20 protein-coding genes and 1 pseudogene are annotated in these 22,497 nt (G+C 70.7%); 10 read left to right on the forward strand and 11 right to left on the reverse strand.

Features of this window, described 5'->3' with window-relative positions:
- The first annotated feature begins 14 nt into the window (after nt 1-14).
- Nucleotides 15-2,186, forward strand: a complete 2,172-nt coding sequence (locus tag ACM9LD_RS15395) for a 3-hydroxyacyl-CoA dehydrogenase NAD-binding domain-containing protein (protein ID WP_415677481.1) — start codon at nt 15-17, stop codon at nt 2,184-2,186.
- A 107-nt stretch (nt 2,187-2,293) separates the two neighbouring features.
- Here ACM9LD_RS15395 and ACM9LD_RS15400 read toward each other — a convergent pair whose 3' ends face one another.
- The 4 genes from ACM9LD_RS15400 to ACM9LD_RS15415 form a co-directional block, all read right to left on the reverse strand.
- Nucleotides 2,294-2,770: a DUF805 domain-containing protein gene (locus tag ACM9LD_RS15400; protein WP_415677482.1), complete on the reverse strand. Its 477-nt coding sequence runs from the start codon at nt 2,768-2,770 to the stop codon at nt 2,294-2,296.
- Between the two features lie 51 nt (nt 2,771-2,821).
- Nucleotides 2,822-3,121: a DUF805 domain-containing protein gene (locus tag ACM9LD_RS15405; RefSeq protein WP_415677560.1), complete on the reverse strand. Its 300-nt coding sequence runs from the start codon at nt 3,119-3,121 to the stop codon at nt 2,822-2,824.
- 67 nt (nt 3,122-3,188) lie between these two features.
- Complete coding sequence (locus ACM9LD_RS15410; RefSeq protein ID WP_415677483.1) at nt 3,189-3,950, reverse strand: enoyl-CoA hydratase-related protein; 762 nt, start codon at nt 3,948-3,950, stop codon at nt 3,189-3,191.
- Nucleotides 3,947-4,936: an NAD(P)H-dependent flavin oxidoreductase gene (locus tag ACM9LD_RS15415; protein WP_415677484.1), complete on the reverse strand. Its 990-nt coding sequence runs from the start codon at nt 4,934-4,936 to the stop codon at nt 3,947-3,949. The genes ACM9LD_RS15410 and ACM9LD_RS15415 overlap by 4 nt, the downstream gene beginning before the upstream one ends.
- A 78-nt stretch (nt 4,937-5,014) precedes the next feature.
- On the opposite strand from ACM9LD_RS15415, the gene ACM9LD_RS15420 reads away from it, so the two are divergent.
- The 3 genes and pseudogenes from ACM9LD_RS15420 to ACM9LD_RS15430 all read left to right on the forward strand — a co-directional run.
- A complete protein-coding gene (locus ACM9LD_RS15420) occupies nt 5,015-6,505 on the forward strand; it encodes an aldehyde dehydrogenase family protein (protein ID WP_415677485.1) in 1,491 nt (496 codons plus the stop codon).
- A gap of 103 nt (nt 6,506-6,608) precedes the next feature.
- Entirely contained in the window at nt 6,609-7,439 is an 831-nt protein-coding gene (locus ACM9LD_RS15425) for a CPBP family intramembrane glutamic endopeptidase (protein WP_415677486.1), read from the forward strand.
- A 48-nt stretch (nt 7,440-7,487) separates the two neighbouring features.
- Nucleotides 7,488-8,831 (forward strand): annotated as a pseudogene (locus ACM9LD_RS15430) (hypothetical protein); the annotation flags it as partial.
- Here ACM9LD_RS15430 and ACM9LD_RS15435 read toward each other — a convergent pair.
- From ACM9LD_RS15435 to ACM9LD_RS15445, 3 genes are all read right to left on the reverse strand, one after another.
- Nucleotides 8,723-10,408, reverse strand: a complete 1,686-nt coding sequence (locus ACM9LD_RS15435) for a glycosyltransferase family 87 protein (protein WP_415677487.1) — start codon at nt 10,406-10,408, stop codon at nt 8,723-8,725. The pseudogene ACM9LD_RS15430 and the gene ACM9LD_RS15435 sit on opposite strands and share 109 nt — an antisense overlap.
- The gene (locus ACM9LD_RS15440) at nt 10,405-13,119 is read right to left on the reverse strand and encodes a transglycosylase domain-containing protein (RefSeq protein ID WP_415677488.1); all 2,715 of its coding nucleotides are present in this window, start codon (nt 13,117-13,119) and stop codon (nt 10,405-10,407) included. The genes ACM9LD_RS15435 and ACM9LD_RS15440 overlap by 4 nt, the downstream gene beginning before the upstream one ends.
- 64 nt (nt 13,120-13,183) lie before the next feature.
- On the reverse strand, nt 13,184-13,582 hold the full coding sequence (locus tag ACM9LD_RS15445) for a DUF5318 family protein (protein WP_068526203.1): 399 nt from the start codon (nt 13,580-13,582) through the stop codon (nt 13,184-13,186).
- A 229-nt stretch (nt 13,583-13,811) separates the two neighbouring features.
- Between ACM9LD_RS15445 and ACM9LD_RS15450 the strand changes: the two genes are divergently transcribed.
- The 3 genes from ACM9LD_RS15450 to ACM9LD_RS15460 form a co-directional block, all read left to right on the forward strand.
- Nucleotides 13,812-14,348 (forward strand): PadR family transcriptional regulator, encoded by a 537-nt coding sequence (locus tag ACM9LD_RS15450; protein ID WP_415677489.1) that lies wholly within the window; start codon nt 13,812-13,814, stop codon nt 14,346-14,348.
- Nucleotides 14,349-14,359: 11 nt separating this feature from the next.
- Nucleotides 14,360-15,457: an inositol-3-phosphate synthase gene (locus ACM9LD_RS15455; RefSeq protein ID WP_415677490.1), complete on the forward strand. Its 1,098-nt coding sequence runs from the start codon at nt 14,360-14,362 to the stop codon at nt 15,455-15,457.
- A 164-nt stretch (nt 15,458-15,621) separates the two neighbouring features.
- Nucleotides 15,622-16,337 (forward strand): DUF1542 domain-containing protein (locus ACM9LD_RS15460; protein WP_415677491.1); only part of this gene is annotated, 716 nt, incomplete at its 3' end.
- A gap of 35 nt (nt 16,338-16,372) precedes the next feature.
- On the opposite strand, the gene ACM9LD_RS15465 is transcribed toward ACM9LD_RS15460, so the two are convergent.
- The 4 genes from ACM9LD_RS15465 to ACM9LD_RS15480 are packed head-to-tail and all read right to left on the reverse strand — an operon-like array spanning nt 16,373 to nt 19,806.
- Nucleotides 16,373-17,140 carry an AIM24 family protein gene (locus ACM9LD_RS15465; protein ID WP_224652116.1) on the reverse strand — a complete coding sequence of 256 codons (768 nt, stop codon included), beginning with the start codon at nt 17,138-17,140 and terminating at the stop codon, nt 16,373-16,375.
- Nucleotides 17,137-17,835: an AIM24 family protein gene (locus tag ACM9LD_RS15470; RefSeq protein ID WP_415677492.1), complete on the reverse strand. Its 699-nt coding sequence runs from the start codon at nt 17,833-17,835 to the stop codon at nt 17,137-17,139. The genes ACM9LD_RS15465 and ACM9LD_RS15470 overlap by 4 nt, the downstream gene beginning before the upstream one ends.
- Nucleotides 17,836-17,840: 5 nt before the next feature.
- Complete coding sequence (locus ACM9LD_RS15475; protein WP_415677493.1) at nt 17,841-18,461, reverse strand: AIM24 family protein; 621 nt, start codon at nt 18,459-18,461, stop codon at nt 17,841-17,843.
- 43 nt (nt 18,462-18,504) lie between these two features.
- A complete protein-coding gene (locus ACM9LD_RS15480) occupies nt 18,505-19,806 on the reverse strand; it encodes a TerD family protein (RefSeq protein WP_415677494.1) in 1,302 nt (433 codons plus the stop codon).
- 186 nt (nt 19,807-19,992) lie between these two features.
- Here ACM9LD_RS15480 and ACM9LD_RS15485 point away from each other — a divergent pair, with 186 nt between their 5' ends.
- The 3 genes from ACM9LD_RS15485 to ACM9LD_RS15495 all read left to right on the forward strand — a co-directional run bounded on the left by ACM9LD_RS15485 (nt 19,993) and on the right by ACM9LD_RS15495 (nt 22,490).
- Nucleotides 19,993-20,568, forward strand: coding sequence for a TerD family protein (locus tag ACM9LD_RS15485; protein WP_068526211.1), 576 nt, complete (start codon nt 19,993-19,995; stop codon nt 20,566-20,568).
- Nucleotides 20,569-20,670: 102 nt separating this feature from the next.
- Nucleotides 20,671-21,246: a TerD family protein gene (locus ACM9LD_RS15490; protein ID WP_415677495.1), complete on the forward strand. Its 576-nt coding sequence runs from the start codon at nt 20,671-20,673 to the stop codon at nt 21,244-21,246.
- A gap of 95 nt (nt 21,247-21,341) precedes the next feature.
- Nucleotides 21,342-22,490, forward strand: coding sequence for a DUF475 domain-containing protein (locus ACM9LD_RS15495; RefSeq protein WP_415677496.1), 1,149 nt, complete (start codon nt 21,342-21,344; stop codon nt 22,488-22,490).
- The last annotated feature ends 7 nt before the right edge of the window (nt 22,491-22,497 follow it).

Genomic DNA, 22,497 nt, shown 5'->3' on the forward strand with positions numbered 1-22,497 from the left:
AGACAACGATAGACATGGCTGAGAACATGATCCGCTGGGAGCAGGACGCCGACGGCATCGTCGTGCTGACGATGGACGACCCCACCAGCTCCGCGAACACCATGAACGACCTGTACCGCGAGTCGATGGGCGCCACCATCGACCGCCTGGAGGCCGAGAAGGACTCCATCACGGGCGTCGTGCTGACGTCGGCGAAGAAGACCTTCTTCGCGGGCGGCAACCTGAACCAGATCCGCCAGGCGCGGCCCGAGGACGCCGCGACGCTGCGCGACAACGTCGAATCGATGAAGGCCGCGCTGCGCCGCCTCGAGACCCTCGGAAAGCCCGTGGTCGCCGCGATCAACGGCGCCGCCCTCGGCGGCGGCCTGGAGATCGCGTTGGCCACGCACCACCGCATCGCCGCCGACGCGCGCGGCTCGCAGATCGGCCTGCCCGAGGTCACCCTGGGCCTGCTCCCCGGCGGCGGCGGCGTGACCCGCACCGTGCGGCTCCTGGGCCTGCAGGGCGCGCTCATGGGCGTCCTGCTGCAGGGCACCCGCATGAAGCCCGCCAAGGCCAAGGAGGTGGGCCTGGTCCACGAGGTCGTCGGCACCGTCGAGGAGTTGATCCCGGCGGCCAAGGCGTGGATCAAGGCCAACCCCGAGGGCGGCGTGCAGCCCTGGGACGTCAAGGGCTACCGGATCCCCGGCGGCTCGCCGACCTCGCCGGCGATCGCCGCGAACCTGCCCGCCTTCCCCTCGAACCTGCGCAAGCAGCTCAAGGGCGCACCCATGCCCGCGCCGCGCGCGATCATGGCCGCGGCCGTCGAGGGCGCGCTGGTGGACTTCGACACCGCCAGCGTGATCGAGGGCCGCTACTTCATCTCGCTCGCGACCGGCCAGGTCTCGAAGAACATGATCAAGGCGTTCTTCTTCGACCTGCAGCACATCAACGGCGGCGGCTCGCGCCCCGACGGCTACGACAAGTACACCGCCAAGAAGGTCGGCGTCATCGGCGCCGGCATGATGGGCGCGGCCATCGCGTACGTCTCCGCCAAGGCGGGCATCGAGGTCGTCCTCAAGGACATCGACCTCGACGCCGCCAAGCGCGGCAAGGCCTACTCCGAGAAGCTCGAGGAGAAGGCACTGGCCAAGGGCCGCACGACCGCCGAGAAGTCGGCGGAGTTGCTCGCCCGCATCACGCCCACGGTCGACGCCGCCGACTTCGCCGGCGTGGACCTCGTGATCGAGGCCGCGTTCGAGTCGGTCGAGGTGAAGCACAAGGTCTTCCAGGAGATCGAGGACATCGTCGAGCCCGACGCGATCCTCGGCTCCAACACCTCGACGCTGCCGATCACCATCCTCGCCGAGGGCGTCAAGCGGTCCGAGGACTTCATCGGCATCCACTTCTTCTCCCCCGTGGACAAGATGCCGCTGGTCGAGATCATCCGCGGCGCCAAGACCTCGGATGCGGTGCTGGCCAAGGTCATCGACTACACGCTGCAGATCAAGAAGACCCCGATCGTGGTCAACGACAGCCGCGGCTTCTTCACCTCCCGCGTGATCGGCACCTTCGTCAACGAGGCCATTGCGGCCGTCGGCGAGGGCGTGAACCCGGTGCTGATCGAGCAGGCGGGCCAGCAGGCCGGCTACCCGGCCGCGCCGCTGCAGCTCATGGACGAGCTGACGCTCACCCTGCCGCAGAAGATCCGCAAGGAGACCCGCGCCGCCGCCGAGGCCGCCGGCAACCCGCTGCCCGCGCACGGCAGCGATGCCGTGGTCGACGCGATGGTGGACGCGGGCCGCACCGGCCGCAAGGACGGCGCCGGCTTCTACGACTACGTGGACGGTAAGCGCACCGGCCTGTGGCCGGGCCTGAAGGATCTCTTCCCCGGCGGCAAGGACATCCCGCTGCAGGACATGATCGACCGGATGCTGTTCGCCGAGTCGCTCGAGACGATCCGCTGCTTCGACGAGGGCGTCATGGACTCCGTCGCCGACGCCAACATCGGCTCGATCTTCGGTATCGGCTTCCCCGCGTGGACCGGCGGCGTGCTGCAGTTCGTCAACGGCTACACCGCGCCCGACGGCACCGTCGGCCCGAAGGCCTTCGTCGCCCGTGCGCAGGAGCTGACCAAGTACGGCGCGCAGTTCACCCCGCCCGCCTCCCTGGTCGCCAAGGCCGAGGCCGGCGAGACCTACGAGTAGGACTCGCTGAGCCGCGGTAACACCGAGGGGTCCGGCATCACCCGTGGGTGGTGCCGGACCTCTCGCTGATGCGGCCGAGCGATCGTTCTCCGGATGTGCGTCCGCGTCTACGGCTGGGCGTCGAAGCGAGCGCCGGCGGGATCACTCTTCAGCACACCGATCACGATGGCGCCGGCGATGCTGAGGAGTCCGACCACCGGGATCAGATTCACGAGGAACAACGCAAAGTACCACCACCCCGACTGGTTGGCATCGTGCAGGCGCCGAATCGTCAAGCCGATCGTCCCGAACGAGACGGCGAGCAGGCCGAGCCCGAAGACGACCGCCAGCACCAGGAACACCCCCGCAGCGGCGCCATCGCCGAGTGCCGACCCCAGCCCCGCGAGCGCACCCACGACGAACGCGACCAGCATGACGAGGAGCAGGGCCCACCAGTATTCGCTCTTCGACGCCCGTCCTGCGGCGACGAAGTAGTTCCGGAAGAAGCGCTTCACCGCCTCACCGAAGGTCGCGCCGCGCAGCGGGACCGTCAGGTCCAGCGGGTCGCGCGGCGCCGTGGTCGATGCGGCGTACTCGTACGTCATGAATTCCCCCTTGCGTCGTCGGCCGCCGGACGGCCGGTCACCGGGAAAACTTTAGGATATTGCATTCTCAATTGCCAACGTGCTTTCCGTCACGAGGATTGGCCGACCTCGGGTGCCGATCGTTGACGGCCGGGCGTCGGAGCGCGCGCCGGAGGGCTTGGCGCCGATGAGGCCGATCACGATGCCCGCCACCGAGGCGGCGACGTTGACCACGGGAATGAACCCAGCGACGATCCACCAACCGGACTGGTCGATGTCGTGCAGGCGGCGCACGGCCAGGGCGAGCACCCCGACGCCGTACGCGATGACGAGCGCGAACGTCAGGACCCCGCCGATGGCGGTCCAGGGGATGCGATGACGTACGACCCCCTGGGTCCACGCCCACCTGGCACGATGCTGCGCCGCGGACGTCCCCTGATCAGTCGGTGAAGCGGGCGGGGCGCTTGTTCAGCATCGCGTCGACGCCCTCGCGGTGGTCGTCGGTCTTGAGCAGGATGACCTGCGCCTCGGTCTCGCGGCGCAGGGCGTCGTCGAGGCCGGCGAGGGTGGAGGCGTTGACGGCGCGCTTGGTGGCGGCGATCGCCTCCCGCGGGCCGGACGCGAGCTTCGCGGCGGCCGCGGCGACGGCACCGTCGAGTTCCTCCGCGGGGTGGACGGCGGTGACCATGCCCGCGGCCAGCGCCTCCGGACCGTGGATCCGGTTGCCCAGCAGCGCCATTCCCATCGCACGCGTACGGCCGATGGCGGCGGGCACGAGCGCGGTGGTGCCCGCGTCGGGCAGCAGCCCGATGCCCACGAAGGGCAGCAGGAAGTACGCGGTGTCGGCGACGAAGGTCAGGTCGGCAGAGAGCGCGAGGCCCACCGCCATGCCCGCGCAGGGGCCGTTGACCTTGGCGATCACCGGGATCGACGCGCCCACGATCGCCCGGATGTAGGCGTTGACGGCCTCGAGGGCCTCCTGCGGCTCCGCGGCCTCGCCGGCCAGGTCGGCGCCGGTGGAGAAGGCCCGGCCCTCGCCGGTGACCACGACCACGCGGATCGCCGGGTCGGCGTCCGCCTCCTCGATGATCCGCGCGAGCTCCCACGCGGCGCGAACGCCGAAGGCGTTCATGCGCTGCGGGCGGTCGATGGTCACCGTCAGGACGCCGCCGTCGACGACGCGCCGGAAGTCCTCGCTCATGCCACGCCCTCCGCGACCTTCGCCAGCGGCGCGAGCCGCCGCTCGATGATGGACGAACCCTCGGCGATCATCCGCTCGATGAGCTGTGCACACGTGGGCACGTCGCGGATGATGCCCTGGCACAGGCCGACGCTCCAGATGCCGGCCTCGACGTCGCCGTCCTCGAACACCTTGCGGCCCCGGGCACCCGCGACGAGGTGCCGGATGTCCTCGAACTCGCAGCCCTGCGCCTCGGTCTCGACCACCTCGACGGACACCGAGTTCTTGGCGACCCGGGCGGTGTTGCCGAGCGTGCGGAAGATGAGCTTCGTGTCCAGCTCGGAGTTCGCGACGATCTGCGCCTTGACCTCCGGCGCGATCGGCGATTCGACGGTGCACAGGAAGCGGCTACCCATGTTGATCCCGTCGGCGCCGAGCGCGATCGCGGCGACCAGGCCGCGGGCGTCGGCGATGCCGCCGGAGGCGAGGATGGGGATGTCCAGCGCGTCGGCCGCGGCGGGGATCAGCACCAGGCCGGGGATGTCGTCCTCGCCCGGGTGGCCCGCGCACTCGAAGCCGTCGATGGAGACCGCGTCGACGCCGATGGCCTGCGCCTTGAGCGCGTGCCGGACGCTGGTGCATTTGTGGATCACCTTGACGCCGTTGTCCTTGAGGTACGGCAGGAACTTCGCGGGATTCGAGCCCGCCGTCTCGATGATCTTCACGCCCGACTCGACCGCGGCGCGCAGGTACTCGTCGTAGGGCGGCGGGTCGATCGTCGGCAGCACCGTGAGGTTCACGCCGAAGGGGCTCGCCGTGAGCTCGCGCGTGCGCGCGATCTCCTCGCGCAGATCCTGCGGCGAGGGCTGGGTGAGCGCCGTGAGGATCCCGAGGCCGCCGGCCTCGGAGACCGCCGCGGCGAGGCGGGCGCGGCCGACCCACATCATGCCGCCCTGGACGATCGGGTACCGGACGCCGAACTGCTCGGTGAAGCGTGTGGAGAACATGTTCCGAAAGCTAGCACAGATGAGAGAACAGTCTCTAACATATCGAGCAGATACCTGTTCCGATCCTGGAGGACCGTCATGACCGCACCGTCGAAGACCGCGACCGGTGAGCTGATCTCGACCGACCCGCGCACCGGCGCGGAGGTGGCCCGCTTCCCCGTCGCCGACGCGGTCGCCGTCATCGAGGCCGTCGACGCCGCGCGGGGCGCCGCGACGTGGTGGGGCGACCTCGAGCCCAAGGCCCGCCGCAGCTGGCTCCTGCGCTTCCGCTCCGAACTCGCGCGCCGCTCCGAGGAGCTGGCCGGCGTCGTCGCCGCCGAGACCGGGAAGCCGCACGACGACGCGCTCCTGGAGGTCATGCTCGCGATCGTCCACCTGGACTGGGCCGCGAAGAACGCCGAGAAGGTGCTCGGCCGGCGCAAGGTGGGCACCGGCATGATGGGCGCCAACCTGACCGCCACCGTCGAGCACCGGCCGTTCGGCGTGATCGGCGTGATCGGGCCCTGGAACTACCCCGTCTACACCCCGATGGGCTCGATCTCGTATGCCCTCGCCGCGGGCAACGCGATCGTCTTCAAGCCCAGCGAGCTGACGCCGGCCGTCGGCCAGTTCCTCGCCGACACCTGGGCCGCCGCGTGCCCCGGCCAGCCCGTGCTCCAGGTGGTGCACGGCTACGGCGACACCGGTGCCGCGCTCTGTCGCGCGGGCGTCGACAAGCTGGCGTTCACCGGCTCGGCCCGCACCGCGCGCACCGTCATGGCCACGTGCGCGGAGACGCTCACGCCCGTCACGATCGAGGGCGGGGGCAAGGACGCGATGATCGTGGACGTCGACGCGGACATCGACGGCGCCGTCAAGGCCGCGGCGTTCGGCGCCTACGGCAACGGCGGGCAGACCTGCGCGGGCGTCGAGCGGGTGTACGTGGTCGCGGACCGGTACGACGAGTTCGTCGACAAGCTGGCCGCCGCGTCCCGCGAGATCCACGGCGGCGAGACCGACGGCGTCGACTACGGCCCCGCGACGATGCCCAAGCAGCTGCAGATCATCGCCTCGCACATCGACGACGCGCTCAGCCGCGGCGGCCGCGCGCTCGTCGGCGGCCGGGAATCGGTCGGCGAGCGCACCGTCCAGCCCGTGCTCCTCGTCGACGTGCCGGACGATTCGACCGCCGTCACCGAGGAGACCTTCGGCCCCACCGTCGTCGTGACCCGCGTCAAGGACATCGACGAGGCGATCGACAAGGCCAACGACAGCACCTACGGGCTCTCCGCGGCGATCATGACGAAGAACCTCGCCCGCGGCCAGGAGCTGGCCCGGCGGCTGCGCACGGGCGCCGTCGCCGTGAACTCGTTCCTGTCGTTCGCCTCCGTGCCCGCGCTGCCCTTCGGCGGCATCGGCGACTCCGGCTTCGGCCGGATCCACGGCGCCGACGGGCTCCGCGAGTTCAGCCGGCCGCAGTCCGTCGCCGCGCAGAAGTTCGCGCTGCCGATGGACCTGCTCTCCTTCACCCGCAAGGAGCGCGACATGAACTCCGTGCGGATGATGCTCAAGCACCTCTACGGCCGCTGACCTCCGTTCCGAAACCACGCTTCAACGGGGTCGCGGCGAAGCATTCGCGGCGTCGCGGCTCTGGAGGCCGGTTTCGGAACGGACGCCACCGTACGGTGGGGGCGTGAGGGCGTGCGCGGGGCGGACGGTGGCGGTGCTCGGCATCGGCGCGATCGCCGGCTCCTCCCTGGTGGCCGCGACCACGGGCCGCGGCCTGCGGTACACCGCCGACTCGACGGACACGATCCCGTGGTGGCAGCCGTGGGCGCCGGCGGTCGCGGGCCTGCTGATCGCGCTGGCCGTCCCCGCGCGCCGCTCGGAGCAGATGCCGGCACCGTCGAACCCCCGGCCCCAGGCCTGGGTCCTGCTGGCCTGCGGCGTCGCCTTCGCGGCGGCGCTGATCGTGCTCGGCCCCGAGGAGCCGACGTACACGGCGCTCAAGCTGGGGCTGCTGCTCGCGGTGCCGGCCGCGGTCTTCGCGCTCGACCGGCGGTGGGGCAGGCGGTGGCCGGACCCGACCGCACGCGCCGGGTGGACGCCGGCGCCCGCCGTGATCGCCTACCTGGCCGTGTACCTGGCGCTGAGCGACCGAAGCGAGAACTTCCTCGCCGGGGTGCCGGTGCTCGACGCGGCGCTCCTGCTGCTCGTCGGCTTCGCGATCAACGCGCTGCTCGAGGAGGTGTTCTACCGGCGCTGGCTGCTCACCCGCTGGCGCGTGGTGCTCGGGCCGTGGGCGGCCGTCGCGCTCTCCGCGCTGGTGTGGGCGTCGTGGCACGTCGCGATCCAGGGCTCCGGAGACCTGCCGCGGGACGCCATGAACGTGCTCGCGAACCAGGGCGTGAGCGGGCTGTTCCTCGGCTTCCTGTGGCTGCGGTACCGGGCGATGTGGCCGCTGCTGGTGATCCACGGCGTCTGGAACGCAGACCCGCTGCAATTCCTCGCGTCCGGATCGTGACGGCACCGTCGGCCTGGGCCGTCCGCGCACACGGATAGGGTGGGGCGCATGTCCCGGCCCAGTTTCCGCCCAGATCGGGTGGCGTGGACCGTGCTCGGTCTCACCGTCCTCGCGCTCGTCATCGGCTACCAGATCAAGGCGCAGTGCACCGGCGCGCCGTTCGACGAGTTCGGCCGCTCCGAGGGCTTCGCCTCGACGCCCGGCCGGATCTGCTACTCCGACATCCAGTTCCTGTGGACGGGCCGCGAGGTCAACAACCACGTCTTCCCGTACCTCACCGGCTGGATCGACGGCGACGGGAAGCTGCAGGGCGGCGCGATCGAATACCCGGTGCTCAGCGGCCTGCTGTTCTGGGTCGGCGCGATCGGCGCGCACAACGACGCCGAGTTCCTCCTGCACATGGCGCTCCTGCTCGCGCCCTTCGGCATGCTGACCGGCTGGGTGCTCGCGAAGATCTCGGGCCGCACCGCCGCGCTGTGGGCCGTGGCGCCGCCGCTCGCGCTGTACGCCTTCCACAACATGGAGCTGCCGGTGGTCGCCGCGGCGACCGTCGGTTTCGGCATCATGGCCTGGGCCGACAGGACCGGCGGGTCGATCCGGATCCCCGCGATCGCCACGGCCGCGGTGCTCGCCGTGGGCTTCGACCTCAAGATCTATCCGGGCCTGTTCGTCGCGCCGCTGGTGCTGTACGTGCTGACCCACGGCAGGTCGGGCACCGTCGCCCTGCCCGACGGCCCCGGGCGGCGCGCCCGCGTCGACTGGCGCCTGCTCGACTGGGTGGGCGCCGCGGCCACGGCGGCGACGGCCGTGGTGGTGGCCGTCGCGATCAACGTGCCCTTCATGGTCTTCGGCTTCGAGGGCTGGCGGGCGTCGCTGAAGTTCCAGGAGCTGCGCACGGCCGACCTGTCGACCAACTCGATCTGGTACTGGGGCGTGCTCAAGGCGTTCGACGACCCGAAGGACTACGACGCCTTCGTCTCCTCCGTCTCACCGCTGCTCATCGTGATCTCGATCGCGGCGCTGCTGGTGTACGGCTGGCTGCGCTACCGGAGCACCGGCGTGTACCCGTGGCTCGGCGTGAGCGGCGCGATCCTGGCCGCGTTCATGCTGTTCCACAAGGTGCACTCGCCGCAGTACGTGCTGTGGCTGCTGCCCTTCTTCATCCTGCTCAAGGTCGACTGGCGGCTCATCGCGGCGTACCTGCTGTTCGACCTGAGCCTCGAGCTCACGGTGTGGAACTACTTCTCCGAGCACGCGGCCCACCTGCCCATCACCTGGTGGGTTCAGTGGGGCGTCTGGATCGGCGTCTGGGGCCGGGCCGCCCTGCTCGTCGTCTTCATCTGGTACCTGCCGCGCTGCGCGCTGCGGCTGCGCAGCGGGGAGGAGTCCGGCGCACCGTCGAGCACTCCGCCCGCCGGGTCGTCGAGCGGGGGCGAGTACGGGCCCGGGAACGTCGACCGGACCAGGTCCTCGTCGGGCCGGTAGATCTGCCGGATCACCAGCGCGCACAGGCCGATCACGGCGAGGTCGCGCAGCAGCACGGTGGCCGTGAAGGCCTGCTCCGGCAGGCCCCTGTTCTGCATGCCGAGGAAGTACATCATCCGCGGCACCCAGACGAGGGCGTCGATGGTCATCCAGGCGAGCAGGATCCGGGTGTGCGGGATCGCGAGCACCGCCAGCGGCACGAGCCACAGCGAGTACTGGGGGCTCCACACCTTGTTCACCAGGAGGAAGCCGGCCACCAGGAGGAAGGCGAGCTGCGCGACGCGCGGCCGTCGCGGCGCCTTCAGGGCGAGGTAGCCGACGCCGGCGATCACGGCGAGGAACAGCACCAGCGTGATCCCGTTCGCCAGCGACGAGGCGCCGCCGCGCGGGCCCTGGCCGCCGAACACCCAGCCGCCCGTGAAGGAGCTGATGACGGCGTAGATGGAGTCCATGTCCACGGCGCGGATCGAGTTGCGGTGGAAGAACTCCCACCAGCCGCGCGGGGCGGCCACGAGGATCGGCAGGTTCACCGCGATCCACGTCGCCAGCGCCACCGCGGTCGCCGTGAACCACGGGCGCATCCGGCCCGCGCGCAGGCACAGGAAGAACAGCACGATCAGGAGGAAGGCGGGGTAGAGCTTCGCCGCGGTGCCCAGCCCCAGGACCAGGCCGGCCCAGGCGTGCTTCTCGCGCGACCACAGCAGCATGCCGACGGCCATGGCGGCCACGGCGATCGCGTCGAAGTTGGTGAACGCGTGCACGATGACCAGCGGCGACGCGGCCATGAGCATCGCGTCCCACGGACGTCGCGCGGCGGGCCGCGACGGCGAGGCCGCGCCGCCGGCTAACCGGGTGGTCGCCCACACCGCGATCAGCCAGAACAGCGCCAGCCCGACGGCCGCGACGGTGAAGAACAGCACCACCTCGATCGCCGCGGGCACGCCCCACTTCTCGTGCAGGGTCACCCACACCTTCGCGACCTTCATGGACGCGTACTGGTACATGCCGGTGAGCACCGGATACTCCATGTACCGCTCCTGGCGGGCGCCCGTGGGGTCGGTGTCGAAGAACTGGGTGACGTAGGGCATGAGCCCCTCGTTGAGGCGCTCCGCGCCGTACAGCGGCACGGTGTCCGAGTAGCACATCGCGGCGTACGGCCGGTTGCCCGACCAGTCCAGTACCAGCTGCCCACCGTCGGACTTCTGCTGCAGGCACCCGGCCTTGGTGGTCCAGCCCAGGGCGAGGAACAGCACCGCCACCAGCAGGATCAGGCGCAGCGGCGTGAAGAAGCGCTGGAAGCCGACGAGCGCGTGTGCGCCCACCGGGCCGCCGAGCACCGTCGAGAAGTCCCGCGCGACCGCATCCGTGTGGCTGGGGACGTCCCGGTCCGGCTCGATGACCGTGGCCGGGTCGAACGGGCCGGGGCTCACGTGGAGACGATCCTCGTCGTCCACCTCGGGAGCCGTCGTGCGGGGTTCCGTCACGGCACCGGGTTCGTCACCCGCGGTGCCACCGTGCGGCCGCCGTTGCCGGGGACCGTCCCGTTGCCGTTCCCGGCGCCCGGGCGGGGCCGCGTGGTCTGCCCACCGGGGTTGGTCGGGTTGCCGCCGCCGGGCTGCGTCGTCGGATCCCACGGGAAGGTCGGCAGCGGGACGCCGGGCAGGCCCGGCACCGTGCGGGTCGCCGACCCGCTCTCGCCCGCCGACGCCGACGCGGACGCCGATCCCGTCGACGAAGGTCGCACCCGGGTCTCCACCGGGACGCCCGCCTGGCCGCCGATCATGCCGGGGGTGGGGAAGGACTCGTAGTCGGTGTCCGCGAGCGCGCCGTCCATCGTCTGCTTCCAGACGGTCGACGGGACCCCGGAGCCGTAGATCGGCCCGCCCCAGCCGTTGGTGATCGGGCCGCCCTTGTCGTTGCCGACCCACACCGCGGTGGAGATCGACGGGGTGTAGCCCACCATCCACGCGTCCTTGTTCTGGCCCGTGTCCTGGTACTGCGCGGTGCCGGTCTTGGCGGCCGAGGCGCGGCCGCCCGCCAGCCCGTTGCCGTTGGAGTACGAGGCGATGGGCTGCAGCGCGGCGGTCACGTTGTTGGCGACGTCCTTGCTGAAGCGGCGCTCGCCCGGATCGTTCTGCCGGTCCAGCAGCGTGCGACCGTCGGCGGTGGTCACCTTGGAGATCAGGTGCGGCGCGCGGTAGATCCCCTCGGCGGCGAAGGTCGCGTACGCGGACGCCATGTCGATGGGGCGGCTCTGGTACTGGCCGAGGACGACGCCGCCCTCGACGCCGCTGCCATCGGCCTGCTGCAGCGTCTTCTTGATATCGCCGAAGCTCTCGGCGACGCCCGCCTTGTGTGCCGCGTCGGCGACGTCCTGGGCCTGGTTGTTCAGGTCCATCATGAGGCGGTAGTAGACCGTGTTCAGCGACATCTTCATCGCGGTCGCCAGGTTGCAGCTGCCGCAGGACTCGCCGTCGGAGTTGTTGACGGTGACGCCCTGGGCCTTGAACGGCGAGGAGGAGTAGACCCGGGAGAGGCCGATGCCCTGCTCCAGGCCCGCGACCAGCGCGAAGACCTTGAACGACGAGCCCGTCTGCAGCCCGGCCTGGACGCGGTCGTAGCCGTTGCCGTCGCTGCCGCCGTAGTAGGCGAGGACGCCGCCCGTCTTCGGGTCGACGGAGACGATCGCCGTGCGCAGGTCCTTCGGCTGGTTCTCGGTCATGTTCGCCGCGGCCTTCACCGCGGCGGCCTGCGCCTGCGCGTCGATCGTCGTGGTGATCTTCAGGCCCTGCGTGCTGAGCGTCGACTCGTCGATGCCGGCGTCCTTGAGCTCGCGCAGCACCTGCGTCTTGATCAGGCCGTTGGGGCCCGCCGACAGGTCGTCGCCGGCGCCGCGCCCCGGCGCGATGGTCTTCGGGAACACCAGCTTGGCGCGCTGCGCGGGGTCGAGCGTCTTCATGTCGACCATGCCGTCGAGCACGTAGTTCCACCGGCCCGTGGCGTCGGCCAGGTGGGTCGTGGGCTCGTACAGCGACGGTCCGCGGACCAGGCCGGCGAGCAGCGCGGCCTGCTCCACCTTGAGGTCCTTCGCGTTGACGTTGAAGTACGCCTTCGACGCCGCCTGGAGGCCGTACGCACCGCGGCCGAAGTAGATGGTGTTCAGGTACGCCGCCATGATGTCGTCCTTGGACCAGGAGTTGGACATCTTGGTGGAGATGATGAGCTCTTTCCACTTGCGCGTCAGCGACGATTCGTCGCCGACCAGCGCGTTCTTCACGTATTGCTGCGTGATCGTGGAGCCGCCGCCGGCGTCCTCTCCGTCGCCGGCGACACCCGGGATGCGCTTCCACACGGCGCGGGCGAAGCCCTTGAGGGAGAAGCCGGGGTTCGTGGCGAACTCCCGGTCCTCGGCGGCCATGATCGCGTTCTTCATGACGTCGGGGATGTCCTGCGCGGGCAGGATCTCGCGGTTGCCCTCGGGCGGCACCACGCGCGCGATGGGCGTGTTGCCGTCCTTCATGACGATGGTCGCGACCTGGTTGGTCTGGATCTCGCCCGGCTGCGGCACGTCGGTGCGCCAGTAGCCGACGAGGAAGGCCAGCAGCGCGACCACCAGGATCAGCGCGACCGCGGCCACGCCGCCGGTCACGACGCGTCGGAACAGTGAACCGCTCACGAGCGCTCGCAGTCCCTTCTTGTCGGGGTCGTCATGGTCGCCGTCGTCCGGCTCGTCGGGGCCGTCTCCGCCGCCGCCCGGTCCATCACCACCGGGGCCGTCACCACCCGGCCCATCGCCACCCGGGCCGTCACCACCGGCGGCGGGCGCGGCGGGGGCCGCCTTGCGGATCACGACGGGCTGCTCGGCCGGGGCGTCCGGGCGCGACGGTGCGCCGCGGTCGGCCTCGGCCGCGAGCTCGGCACTGTCGACGGGCCGGCCGGAGAGCGGCTGGTAGGCGGTGCGCGGCTCGCCCGGACCAGTCGGTGCCGGGCTCGACGGTGCGCGGCCGGCGCCGGGCGCGGGCGGCGGAGTGGGCGTGGAGGGGCTCGCGCCGCTCGGCGGGACCACCGGGAACTGCGTCGTGGGCGCGGCCTGCGGCGTCGCAGGGCGCGGCGGAACCGGCGGGGTGGGGCCTCCGGGCCGCGACGGCCCTCCGGCCGCCCCGTTCCGCTCGTCCTTGCCACCCGGGTTCGTCACCGCTGGTTCTCCGCTCGTCTCATCGTCGTCTCGTACGTTCCGTGCCGGTCGGGCCGCCGCTCGTTCAGCCGGGGGCCGCGCGGCGCTTGCGCCGCGGTCGCGGCGGGAGGCCCGCCACGTACGACTGCACCAGATGATTCCAGTTGCACGACCTGCACACTTCCACGACATGCACGGAGAACTCCACCCGTGTGGATTCCATCTCGCTGAGCTCGGCGTCCGTCCGGGCCGAGCCCGAGGCGTCGCCGAGGGATTCACCGAACACCCAGGACACCAGGGTCAGCTGCTCCTTGCGGCAGATCGGGCAGAGCACCTCGGACGGCCGGCCGTGGAACTTGGCCGCTCGCAGGAGGTACGGATCGGCGTCGCACACCGCCTTGACGGCGGTGCGCCCGGCGTTGACCGACGCGAGCAGCGATCTCCGCTGCAGCGCGTAGTCCACCGTTTGCCTCTGCGTCCGCACGGATCCAATGTACGTGGCCGGGCCCGGCGACGCCGCGACAAGGGCATACCGCCCAGAGCCGTCCGCCCCGGTCGGGCGCCCCGGCGGTCGCCCCGCGGCGCCTCGCGTTCATCGCCGGTTCACCCCTGGGGTATCGTCCTATATATCGGCGCGATACAACTGCCGATCGATTGATGAGATAGATCCACTCGCGTCAGCCGCTCGATGCCGCGCACGGAAGGAGGCAGCAGTGCTCGAACTCGCAGTTCTAGGACTCCTGCACGACTCCCCCATGCACGGCTACGAGATCCGCAAGCGGCTGACGGAACTGCTGGGCCCGTTCCGCGCGTTCTCCTACGGTTCGCTGTACCCCGCCCTGCGCCGCGCGCAGGACGCCGGATACATCGCCGAGGAGGACGGACCGGGCCCGTCGAAGCGCCGCGCGCGCCGTGTCTACGGTCTGACCCCGGCCGGCAAGGAGCGGTTCTCCGCCCTCGTCGCCGATACCGGTCCGCAGAACTACACGGACGACGGGTTCGGCGTGCATCTCGCCTTCTTCACCGCCACTCCCGCCCAGGCCCGGCTGCGCATCCTCGAGGGTCGCCGCCGGCAGGTCGAGGAGCGGCGCGAGGAACTCCGCCGGGCCCTTGCGGCCGGCGGGACCAGCGAGACGTACACGCGGCAGTTGCACGAGCTGGGACTGGAAACGACGGAGCGCGAGGTGCGGTGGCTCAACGAGTTGATCGCCGCCGAATCCCGCTCCGCCGCGAAGACCGACACCGACTGAAGGGAACAACGGTGACTGACAACTCCACCAAGGTGCGCGTCGCGATCGTCGGCGTGGGCAACTGCGCCTCGTCGCTCGTGCAGGGCGTGCACTACTACAAGGACGTGGCCGACGACGCCGTCGTGCCGGGCCTCATGCACGTGAAGTTCGGCCCGTACCACGTGCGCGACGTCGAGTTCGTCGCCGCGTTCGACGTGGACGGCAAGAAGGTCGGCTTCGACCTCTCCGACGCGATCAACGCGTCCGAGAACAACACCATCAAGATCGCCGACGTGCCGCCCACCGGCGTCACCGTGCAGCGCGGCCACACCCTCGACGGCCTGGGCAAGTACTACCGCCTGACCATCGAGGAGGCGCCGGGCGAGGGTGTCGACGTGGTGCAGGCGCTCAAGGACAACAAGGTCGACGTCCTCGTCTCCTACCTGCCCGTGGGCTCCGAGGAGGCCGACAAGTTCTACGCGCAGTGCGCCATCGACGCGGGCGTGGCCTTCGTCAACGCGCTGCCCGTGTTCATCGCCTCCGACCCGGAGTGGGCCGCGAAGTTCCGCGACGCGGGCGTCCCGATCGTCGGCGACGACATCAAGAGCCAGGTCGGCGCCACCATCACCCACCGCGTGATGGCGAAGCTGTTCGAGGACCGCGGCGTCACGCTGGACCGCACGTACCAGCTCAACGTCGGCGGCAACATGGACTTCAAGAACATGCTCGAGCGCGACCGGCTCGAGTCGAAGAAGGTCTCCAAGACGCAGGCAGTCACGAGCAACCTCAACGGCCCGCTGGCCGGCAAGGTGCACGACAAGAACGTGCACATCGGCCCGTCGGACTACGTCGAGTGGCTCGACGACCGCAAGTGGGCGTACGTGCGCCTCGAGGGCCGCGCCTTCGGCGACGTGCCGCTGAACCTGGAGTACAAGCTCGAGGTCTGGGACTCGCCCAACTCGGCCGGCATCATCATCGACGCCGTGCGCGCCGCGAAGATCGCCAAGGACCGCGGCATCGGCGGCCCCGTGATCCCCGCCTCGGCGTACCTGATGAAGTCCCCGCCCGAGCAGATCGCCGACGACGTCGCGCGCAAGCAGCTCGAGGAGTTCATCATCGGCGCGGACTAGTCCCCGCCCGGCCGGCGCGTCCGGCCACCGTCGTAGGGCCCGTCACCCGTGGGGTGGCGGGCCCTCGTCGCGCGCCGGGCCGCCGGGCTTCGCCCTGGGCGAAAAGTCCGAATCGCTCAGCTTCTCGTCAGCCTCGCGGCGGTCGATCTCGGTACCGTCGGGTCATGGACCCCGTGCTGATCCTCATCGCCGTCGCCGTCGTCGCGCTGATCGTGGTGCTCGTGATCCGCGGTAATCGGAACCGCACCACGGCGCTCTCCGACGCGCAGGCCGACGCCCGCGCCGCCATCGACCGGCTCGCCGGCCAGGTGAACAATCTCGTCGGCTCCAACGACGCGGCCCGGCAGGCCCTCGCCGACGCGGGCGAGCGGTACACCGCGGCCGGCGCGCAGGTCGGGGGCGCGAACACGCCCGCGCAGGCCCGGCTCGCCAAGCAGACCGCGCTCGAGGGCCTCTATTACGCACGGGCCGCCCGGGTCGCGATGGACATGGACCCCGGCCCGCCCATCCCCGAGCTCGACGGCCAGCGCACCGCCGGCTCCGTCACCGAGGACCGGACGGTCGACGTCGACGGGCGCGCACTCACCGCGTCGCCGTCGCCCTCGGACCGCACCCCGAACTACTACCCCGGCGGCGTCGTCGCCGGCCGGCCGGTGCCCGCGGGCTGGTACAGCGAGCCCTGGTGGAAGCCCGCGCTCGTCGCCGGCGCCTGGGGCGTGGGTAGCTATCTGCTGTTCAGCTCGATGTTCGCGGGCATGGCCGGGGTCGGCCCTGCCGTCCTCGCCGATCCGGGGGTCGACGGTGCCGGCGCCGACGGGGGCGGGGACTTCGGCTCCGACGGCGGTGGCTTCGACGGTGGCGGCTTCGGCGACTTCGGCGGNGGCGACTTCGGCGGCTTCTGACCGCCGCCCGTGGTTATTGCTGCTGCCCCAACTGCTGCTGGACGGACGCGTTGATCTCGCGCAGGCCGCCGGCCGAGAGGCCGGGGAGCTGCCCGGTGATGTTGCGGACCACGTGCCGGTCGTCGAGGACCTTCTCGCTGGACTGCACGAGCACCGTGCCCGAGCCGGTGAAGTCGAACTGCCGCTCCTCTCCCGAGCTCACGCCGAAGGCCCGCCCCGCCGCGGCGACGAAGCTCGTCACCCACGCCTGGTCGTAGTGGTGGCTCGGCGAGGGGCAGTCGGCCCAGCCGACGAGCGCCTCGGGGTCCACCCGCACGGGCGGCTCCACGAACATGACCTGCCCGTTCGACGAGGCGAGGAACCGGCCGGTGCCGATCAGCGTCACGAAGCCCGGCACGATCGACTGCTGCAGTGAGAGGTTCGGCTCGAACGCCAGCAGGTTCGCGGCGCGGATCGTCAGGTTGCCGTTGTCCTCGAGGTCGTAGGCGTTGATGTCGTTGCCGCGGTCGCCGATGATCAGCTTGCCGTGCCCCTCGGCCACGACGTAGTCGCCGAGGTACAGCGGGGCCGAGAACTGCTGCGCCACCATCTGCAGCAGCTGCCCCTGCAACCCGTGCTGCAGCGAGGTGAAGGTCATCTGCCCGTAGTGGGCGATCATCGCGCCCTTGGACAGGAACCAGGGCTTGATCAGGTCGATGCAGTACGAGTACTGGTTCCCGGGAACGTTGTCGCCGCCGGCCGGGAGGGTGTGCGGGTTCCACACCGTGTCGAGTTCGCTCACAGCCGGTGCTCCGATGCTTGGACGTAGACCACACCCTGGCCGGTGCAGTCGAGCTGGAAGGCCTCGCCGCCGGTGCGGCCCATGTTCCGCAGGCTCACGGTGGAGCGCAGGTTGGTCTGGACCGGGCCGAGCGCCGCGGCGAAGGCCTGCGGGTCGACGGTGACCGGACGGTTCGGCGCGACCTCCAGCGTGATGAAGCCGCCGTGCCCGAGGACGACGGCCGCGCCGACGCCGCTCAGCTGCGTGGTGAACATGCCCTGCCCCGTCGCGACGCCGCTCGCCGCGGACCGCAGCGCGCCCATGATGCCTCCTCCGCCGCCCCCACCCGACGCGGCGGTGGAGACGATCGAGGCCTGCAGCCCCTGGGTGTAGGCGAGTAGCCGGGAGGCCTCGACGCGGAGGTCGCCGCCCTGCGGCATCTCCACCACCTCGACCTCGAGGCCGCGGAAGCCGTAGTGCACGGTGCCGTTGCCCTGCGCGACCATGGTCGCCTCGTGCTCGCCCTGCATCATCCGGCCGGCCATCCCGGCGATGCCGCCGAGCGCGCCGCCCATGCCCCCGCCCATGCCCGGGATCTGATGCGGTTGGAAGAAGACGTTCCCGGTGTAGAAGAGCATCGCGCCGCGCCGCGCGATGACGGGCCCGGAGCGCGTGAGGTCGATCGAGACGACCTTGCCGTTGACCTTGGTGAACACCGCGCCTACCTCTCCGCCGGCTGGATCGAGACCACGCCGGAGCCGTCCCAGCGCAGGGAGAAGGCCTCGCCGCCGCCCTGGCCCATCACGGACCGCCACGACACGTCGGTCACGAAGGACTGCGAGAGCTGCCCCCGCGCGCAGACGAACGCGTCGGGGTCCACGACCAGCGGGTACTGCGGCGAGACCTCGAGGTGGATCAGCGGCCCGCCGAGCGAAAGCAGCGCGACCTGCCCGTGCCCCGTCGCCGTCGTGGTGAACAGGCCCTGCCCCGACGCCCCGCCGCGCACGCCGGCGAAGGTCACGTTGGTCGAGAGCTGCGGGGTGAGCGCGAGCAGTTGCTCCGACTCGACCTGCAGCTTCTCGCCGTTGAGGTCCACGACGGTGACCGTGGCCGCGTCCTGCGCCAGGTACACCACCCCGGTGCCGGTGCACTCCATCAGCGACAGGCCCTCGCCGGTCGCGCGGCGCTTGAGCCCCGCCACCACGCCGTCGCCCCCGCCGAAGCCGGCGGACTTGAAGCTGACCTGGCCCTCGTAGGCGATCATCGACCCGCTCACGGCGCGGATCGAGCTGTTGTTCAGATGCGCCTCGACGACGCGTTTCGTCTTCGATCTCAGCTGCATGGGCTCCCCTCCCCCTCCTCGTACGCCGCCACTGTAGGCGGCGTCACTTCCTCCCGGGTGTGAAGTTCAGTCCCCAGTTGTAGGCCTCGGCGACGGCGCGCTGCGAGCCGTGGATGTACTGCACCTCCCGGGTCACCGTGAGCTCGCCCTTCACCACGTGCAGCTGCGCGATGGCGCACGAGATGGCGCGCCGGTCCGGGTTGTCGAGGCGCACCTCCACCTCGGGCCCGCCGGGCGGGAACAGCGTGACGACGCCGTTCGCGGACGCCCAGTTCGGCGTGCCCTCGTAGATGTAGGCGAAGATCAGGATCCGCACGAAATCGTCGAGGTGGGCCAGGTTGATGTGCAGGTTCTCGCCGCCCTGCGAGCGGCCGGAGCGGTCGTCGGCGTCGAGCCGGATGAACGGCGGCCGGTCGATGCTGCCGAAGGCGTTGCCCAGGGCCTGCACGCCGCCGCGGTCGCCGTTGCGGAGCTCGTAGAAGCAGGCCAGGTCCAGGTCGACCGCGTTGCCTCCGCCGAACAGGCCCTTCTTGCCCTGCGTCCAGTTCAGGTTGACGCGCATGGTGCCGGTCGGCCGCTCCGAGGACTTCGCCAGCGAGACCGTGGGCGCCGACTTGGTCAACGTGATCTTGGAGAGGTTCACCCGCGGCGCGGCGGGCGCCGGGGGCTGCTGGTAGGTGGGCTGGGCCGGCGGATACGACGGTGCCGGCGGCTGCTGATAGGCGGGCGGCTGCTGCGCGGGCGGAGGCTGGTACGCGGGCGGCTGCTGGTAGGTCGGCTGAGCCGGCGGCGGCTGGTACGCGGGCTGCGCGGGCGGGTACGACGGTGCCGAGGGCGCGGGCGGCGCGGCGGCGGGCGGCGGACCGTCGACGGTGACGCCGTGCTCGGTGAGCAGGGCGACCAGGCCGCGGTCCCAGCCGGCGCTGACGTTGCGCACCTTCCACGCCCCGTTGCGCCGGTACACCTCGGCGAGCACCGCGGCCCGCTCGGTGGTCAGGCCGGTGGCGGGGCAGTCGTCGGCGCCGATCCTGGCGCTGAGCCCGGGGATCGAGGCGAGGGAGCCGGGGACCTTGTCGTCGAGCGCGACGGCCAGCCGGACGGTGCCGATCGCCGCCGGCACCGCGGTGAGGTCGAGAGCGAGGGCGTCGGTCCCGGTGAGCCGCACGGCGCCCTCGGGCGAGGTGGGGCTGTTGAAGAAGACCAGGTCGGCGTCGCTGCGGACCCGGCCGTCGTCGGTCACCTGGAGGGCGAACAGGTCGACCGATCCCGGTGCCACGCCGGTGATGGAGACCGTGAGGGAGGTCTGGGACAAGGCCGCGTTCTGACCGCGCGCGAGTGACGTCACGCTGTCGATTGTTGCAAGAATCCGGCGAATCGGCGCGGAACGTCGCGAAACCCGAGTGACACGTCGTTCACCATCGGGGCGGGCCCGCCGAACCCGGCGCCGCGCGCCCGAGATCGCGTACTGTGAATTGCGCGACCACGTCAGCGGGCGGCGGCGCGCCGTCGCCCATTTCTCGGGAGGAATCACATGGGAGTCAGCCTCAGCAAGGGTGGAAACGTCTCGCTCACGAAGGAGGCCCCCGGCCTGACGGCGGTCGCCGTCGGTCTCGGCTGGGACGCCCGCAGCACGACCGGCGTCGACTTCGACCTGGACGCCAGCGCGCTCGCCGTGGACACCGCCAAGCGAGTGCTCGACGATCAGCACTTCGTCTTCTACAACAACCTCCGCTCGCCCGACGGCTCGATCGAGCACACCGGCGACAACCTGACCGGCGAGGGCGACGGCGACGACGAGGTCATCAACGTCAACCTCGCCGGCGTGCCGCCGCAGATCGACGCCGTGGTCTTCCCCGTCTCGATCCACGAGGCCGACAATCGCGGCCAGTCCTTCGGCCAGGTCCGCAACGCCTACATCCGCGTCGTGAACCAGGCCAACGGCCAGGAGATCGCCCGCTACGACCTGTCCGAGGACGCCTCCACCGAGACCGCCATGGTCTTCGGCGAGCTGTACCGGCACGGCACCGAGTGGAAGTTCCGCGCCATCGGCCAGGGCTACGCCTCGGGCCTCGCGGGAATCGCGCGCGACTTCGGCGTGAACATCTGACCTTTCGCGAACTTCGTCCGGATCCGGTATCCGAAACGTCGGTATAGTTCGAATCACACGCGGGGGCGGTCGGCGTCGTCGTGCTACCAGGAGGAACCAGGTATGGGTGTCAGTCTCGTCAAGGGCGGCAACGTCTCGCTCACCAAGGAGGCCCCCGGCCTCACCGCGGTGTCCGTCGGTCTCGGCTGGGACCTGCGCACCACCACCGGCACCGACTTCGACCTCGACGCCAGCGCCATCGGCATCGACGCCAACAAGAAGGTCGCCTCGCCCGAGAACTTCGTCTTCTTCAACAACCTGCGGACGCCGGACGGCTCGATCGAGCACCTCGGCGACAACCTCACGGGTGAGGGCGACGGCGACGACGAGGTCATCAAGGTGAACCTCGCCGCTATCCCGCCGAACGTCGAGGGCGTCGTCTTCCCGGTCTCGATCTACGACGCCGACAACCGCGGCCAGTCCTTCGGCCAGGTCCGCAACGCCTTCATCCGCGTGGTGAACCAGGCCAACGGCCAGGAGATCGCCCGCTACGACCTGTCCGAGGACGCCTCCACCGAGACGGCCATGGTCTTCGGCGAGCTGTACCGCAACGGCGCGGAGTGGAAGTTCCGGGCCGTCGGCCAGGGCTACGCCTCGGGCCTCGCGGGTATCGCTCGCGACTACGGCGTCAACGTCTAGTACTGCACCTCTCGAGCCACAGCGCGTAGACCCGGCGAGCGGACCCCCGCACGCCGGGTCCTCGCGCTCCGCACCCCTTCAGTCGAAAGGCCGATGTGTTCCGCATCTTCGGACTCTCCTTCTTCGTCACGATCGCCGCCCTCGTGGCCGCGTTCTTCTACGGCGGCCCCGAGGCCCTGATCCTCACGCTGATCCTCGGCATCCTCGAGGTCAGCCTCTCGTTCGACAACGCCGTCATCAACGCGACCGTACTGCAGCGCATGAGCCAGTTCTGGGTGCGCATGTTCCTCACGGTGGGCATCCTGATCGCGGTCTTCGGCATGCGGCTGGTGTTCCCGCTGGCCATCGTGTGGATCACGGCCGGCCTGAACCCGGTGCAGGCCCTCGATCTGGCGCTCAACCCGCCGGCCGACGGTGCCCACTACTTCCCGGACGGCAGCGCCAGCTACCAGACGCTGATCGAGGCCGCGCACCCGCAGATCGCGGCGTTCGGCGGCATGTTCCTGCTCATGCTGTTCCTGGACTTCATCTTCGATCCCGAGCGTGAGATCACCTGGCTCAGCTGGATCGAGAAGCCGCTGCAGCGCATCGGCCAGCTCGATCGGTTCTCGATCATCGTGGCCCTGGTCGCGCTGCTGGCCACCGGCGTCTGGGCGGCGCACACCGTCGACGAGTCGAAGACGGTGTTCATCGCGGGCCTGCTCGGCCTCGTCACCTACATCGTGGTGAACGGCCTCGGCGAGTTCTTCCACGTGGAGGAGCTCGAGGAGGAGGCGGAGATCGCCCGGTCCGGCCCGTCGGAGCTGGCGAAGGCCACCGGTAAGGCCGGCTTCTTCCTGTTCCTGTACCTCGAGGTGCTCGACGCGTCGTTCTCCTTCGACGGCGTGATCGGCGCCTTCGCCATCACGGCGGACCCGATCATCATCGCCCTGGGCCTCGGCTTCATCGGCGCGATGTTCGTCCGCTCGCTCACCGTGTACCTCGTGGAGAAGGGCACGCTCTCGGAGTACGTGTACCTCGAGCACGGCGCGCACTGGGCCATCGGCGCGCTGGCCGGCATCCTGTTGTTCTCGATCCACACACCGGTTCCCGAGCTGGTCACGGGTCTCGTCGGCGTGGTGCTGATCCTCGCGGCGCTCTTCTCGAGCATCATCCGCAACCGGCGCGAGGGCGACGACGGAGGCGACGGTGCATTGGTCGCCGACGGCCCGACCGTGTCGACCTCGCAGACGATCGAGTCCTGAGCGCCCC

Source organism: Tsukamurella hominis (assembly GCF_965137015.1).
In the GTDB taxonomy this organism is placed as follows: domain Bacteria; phylum Actinomycetota; class Actinomycetes; order Mycobacteriales; family Mycobacteriaceae; genus Tsukamurella; species Tsukamurella hominis.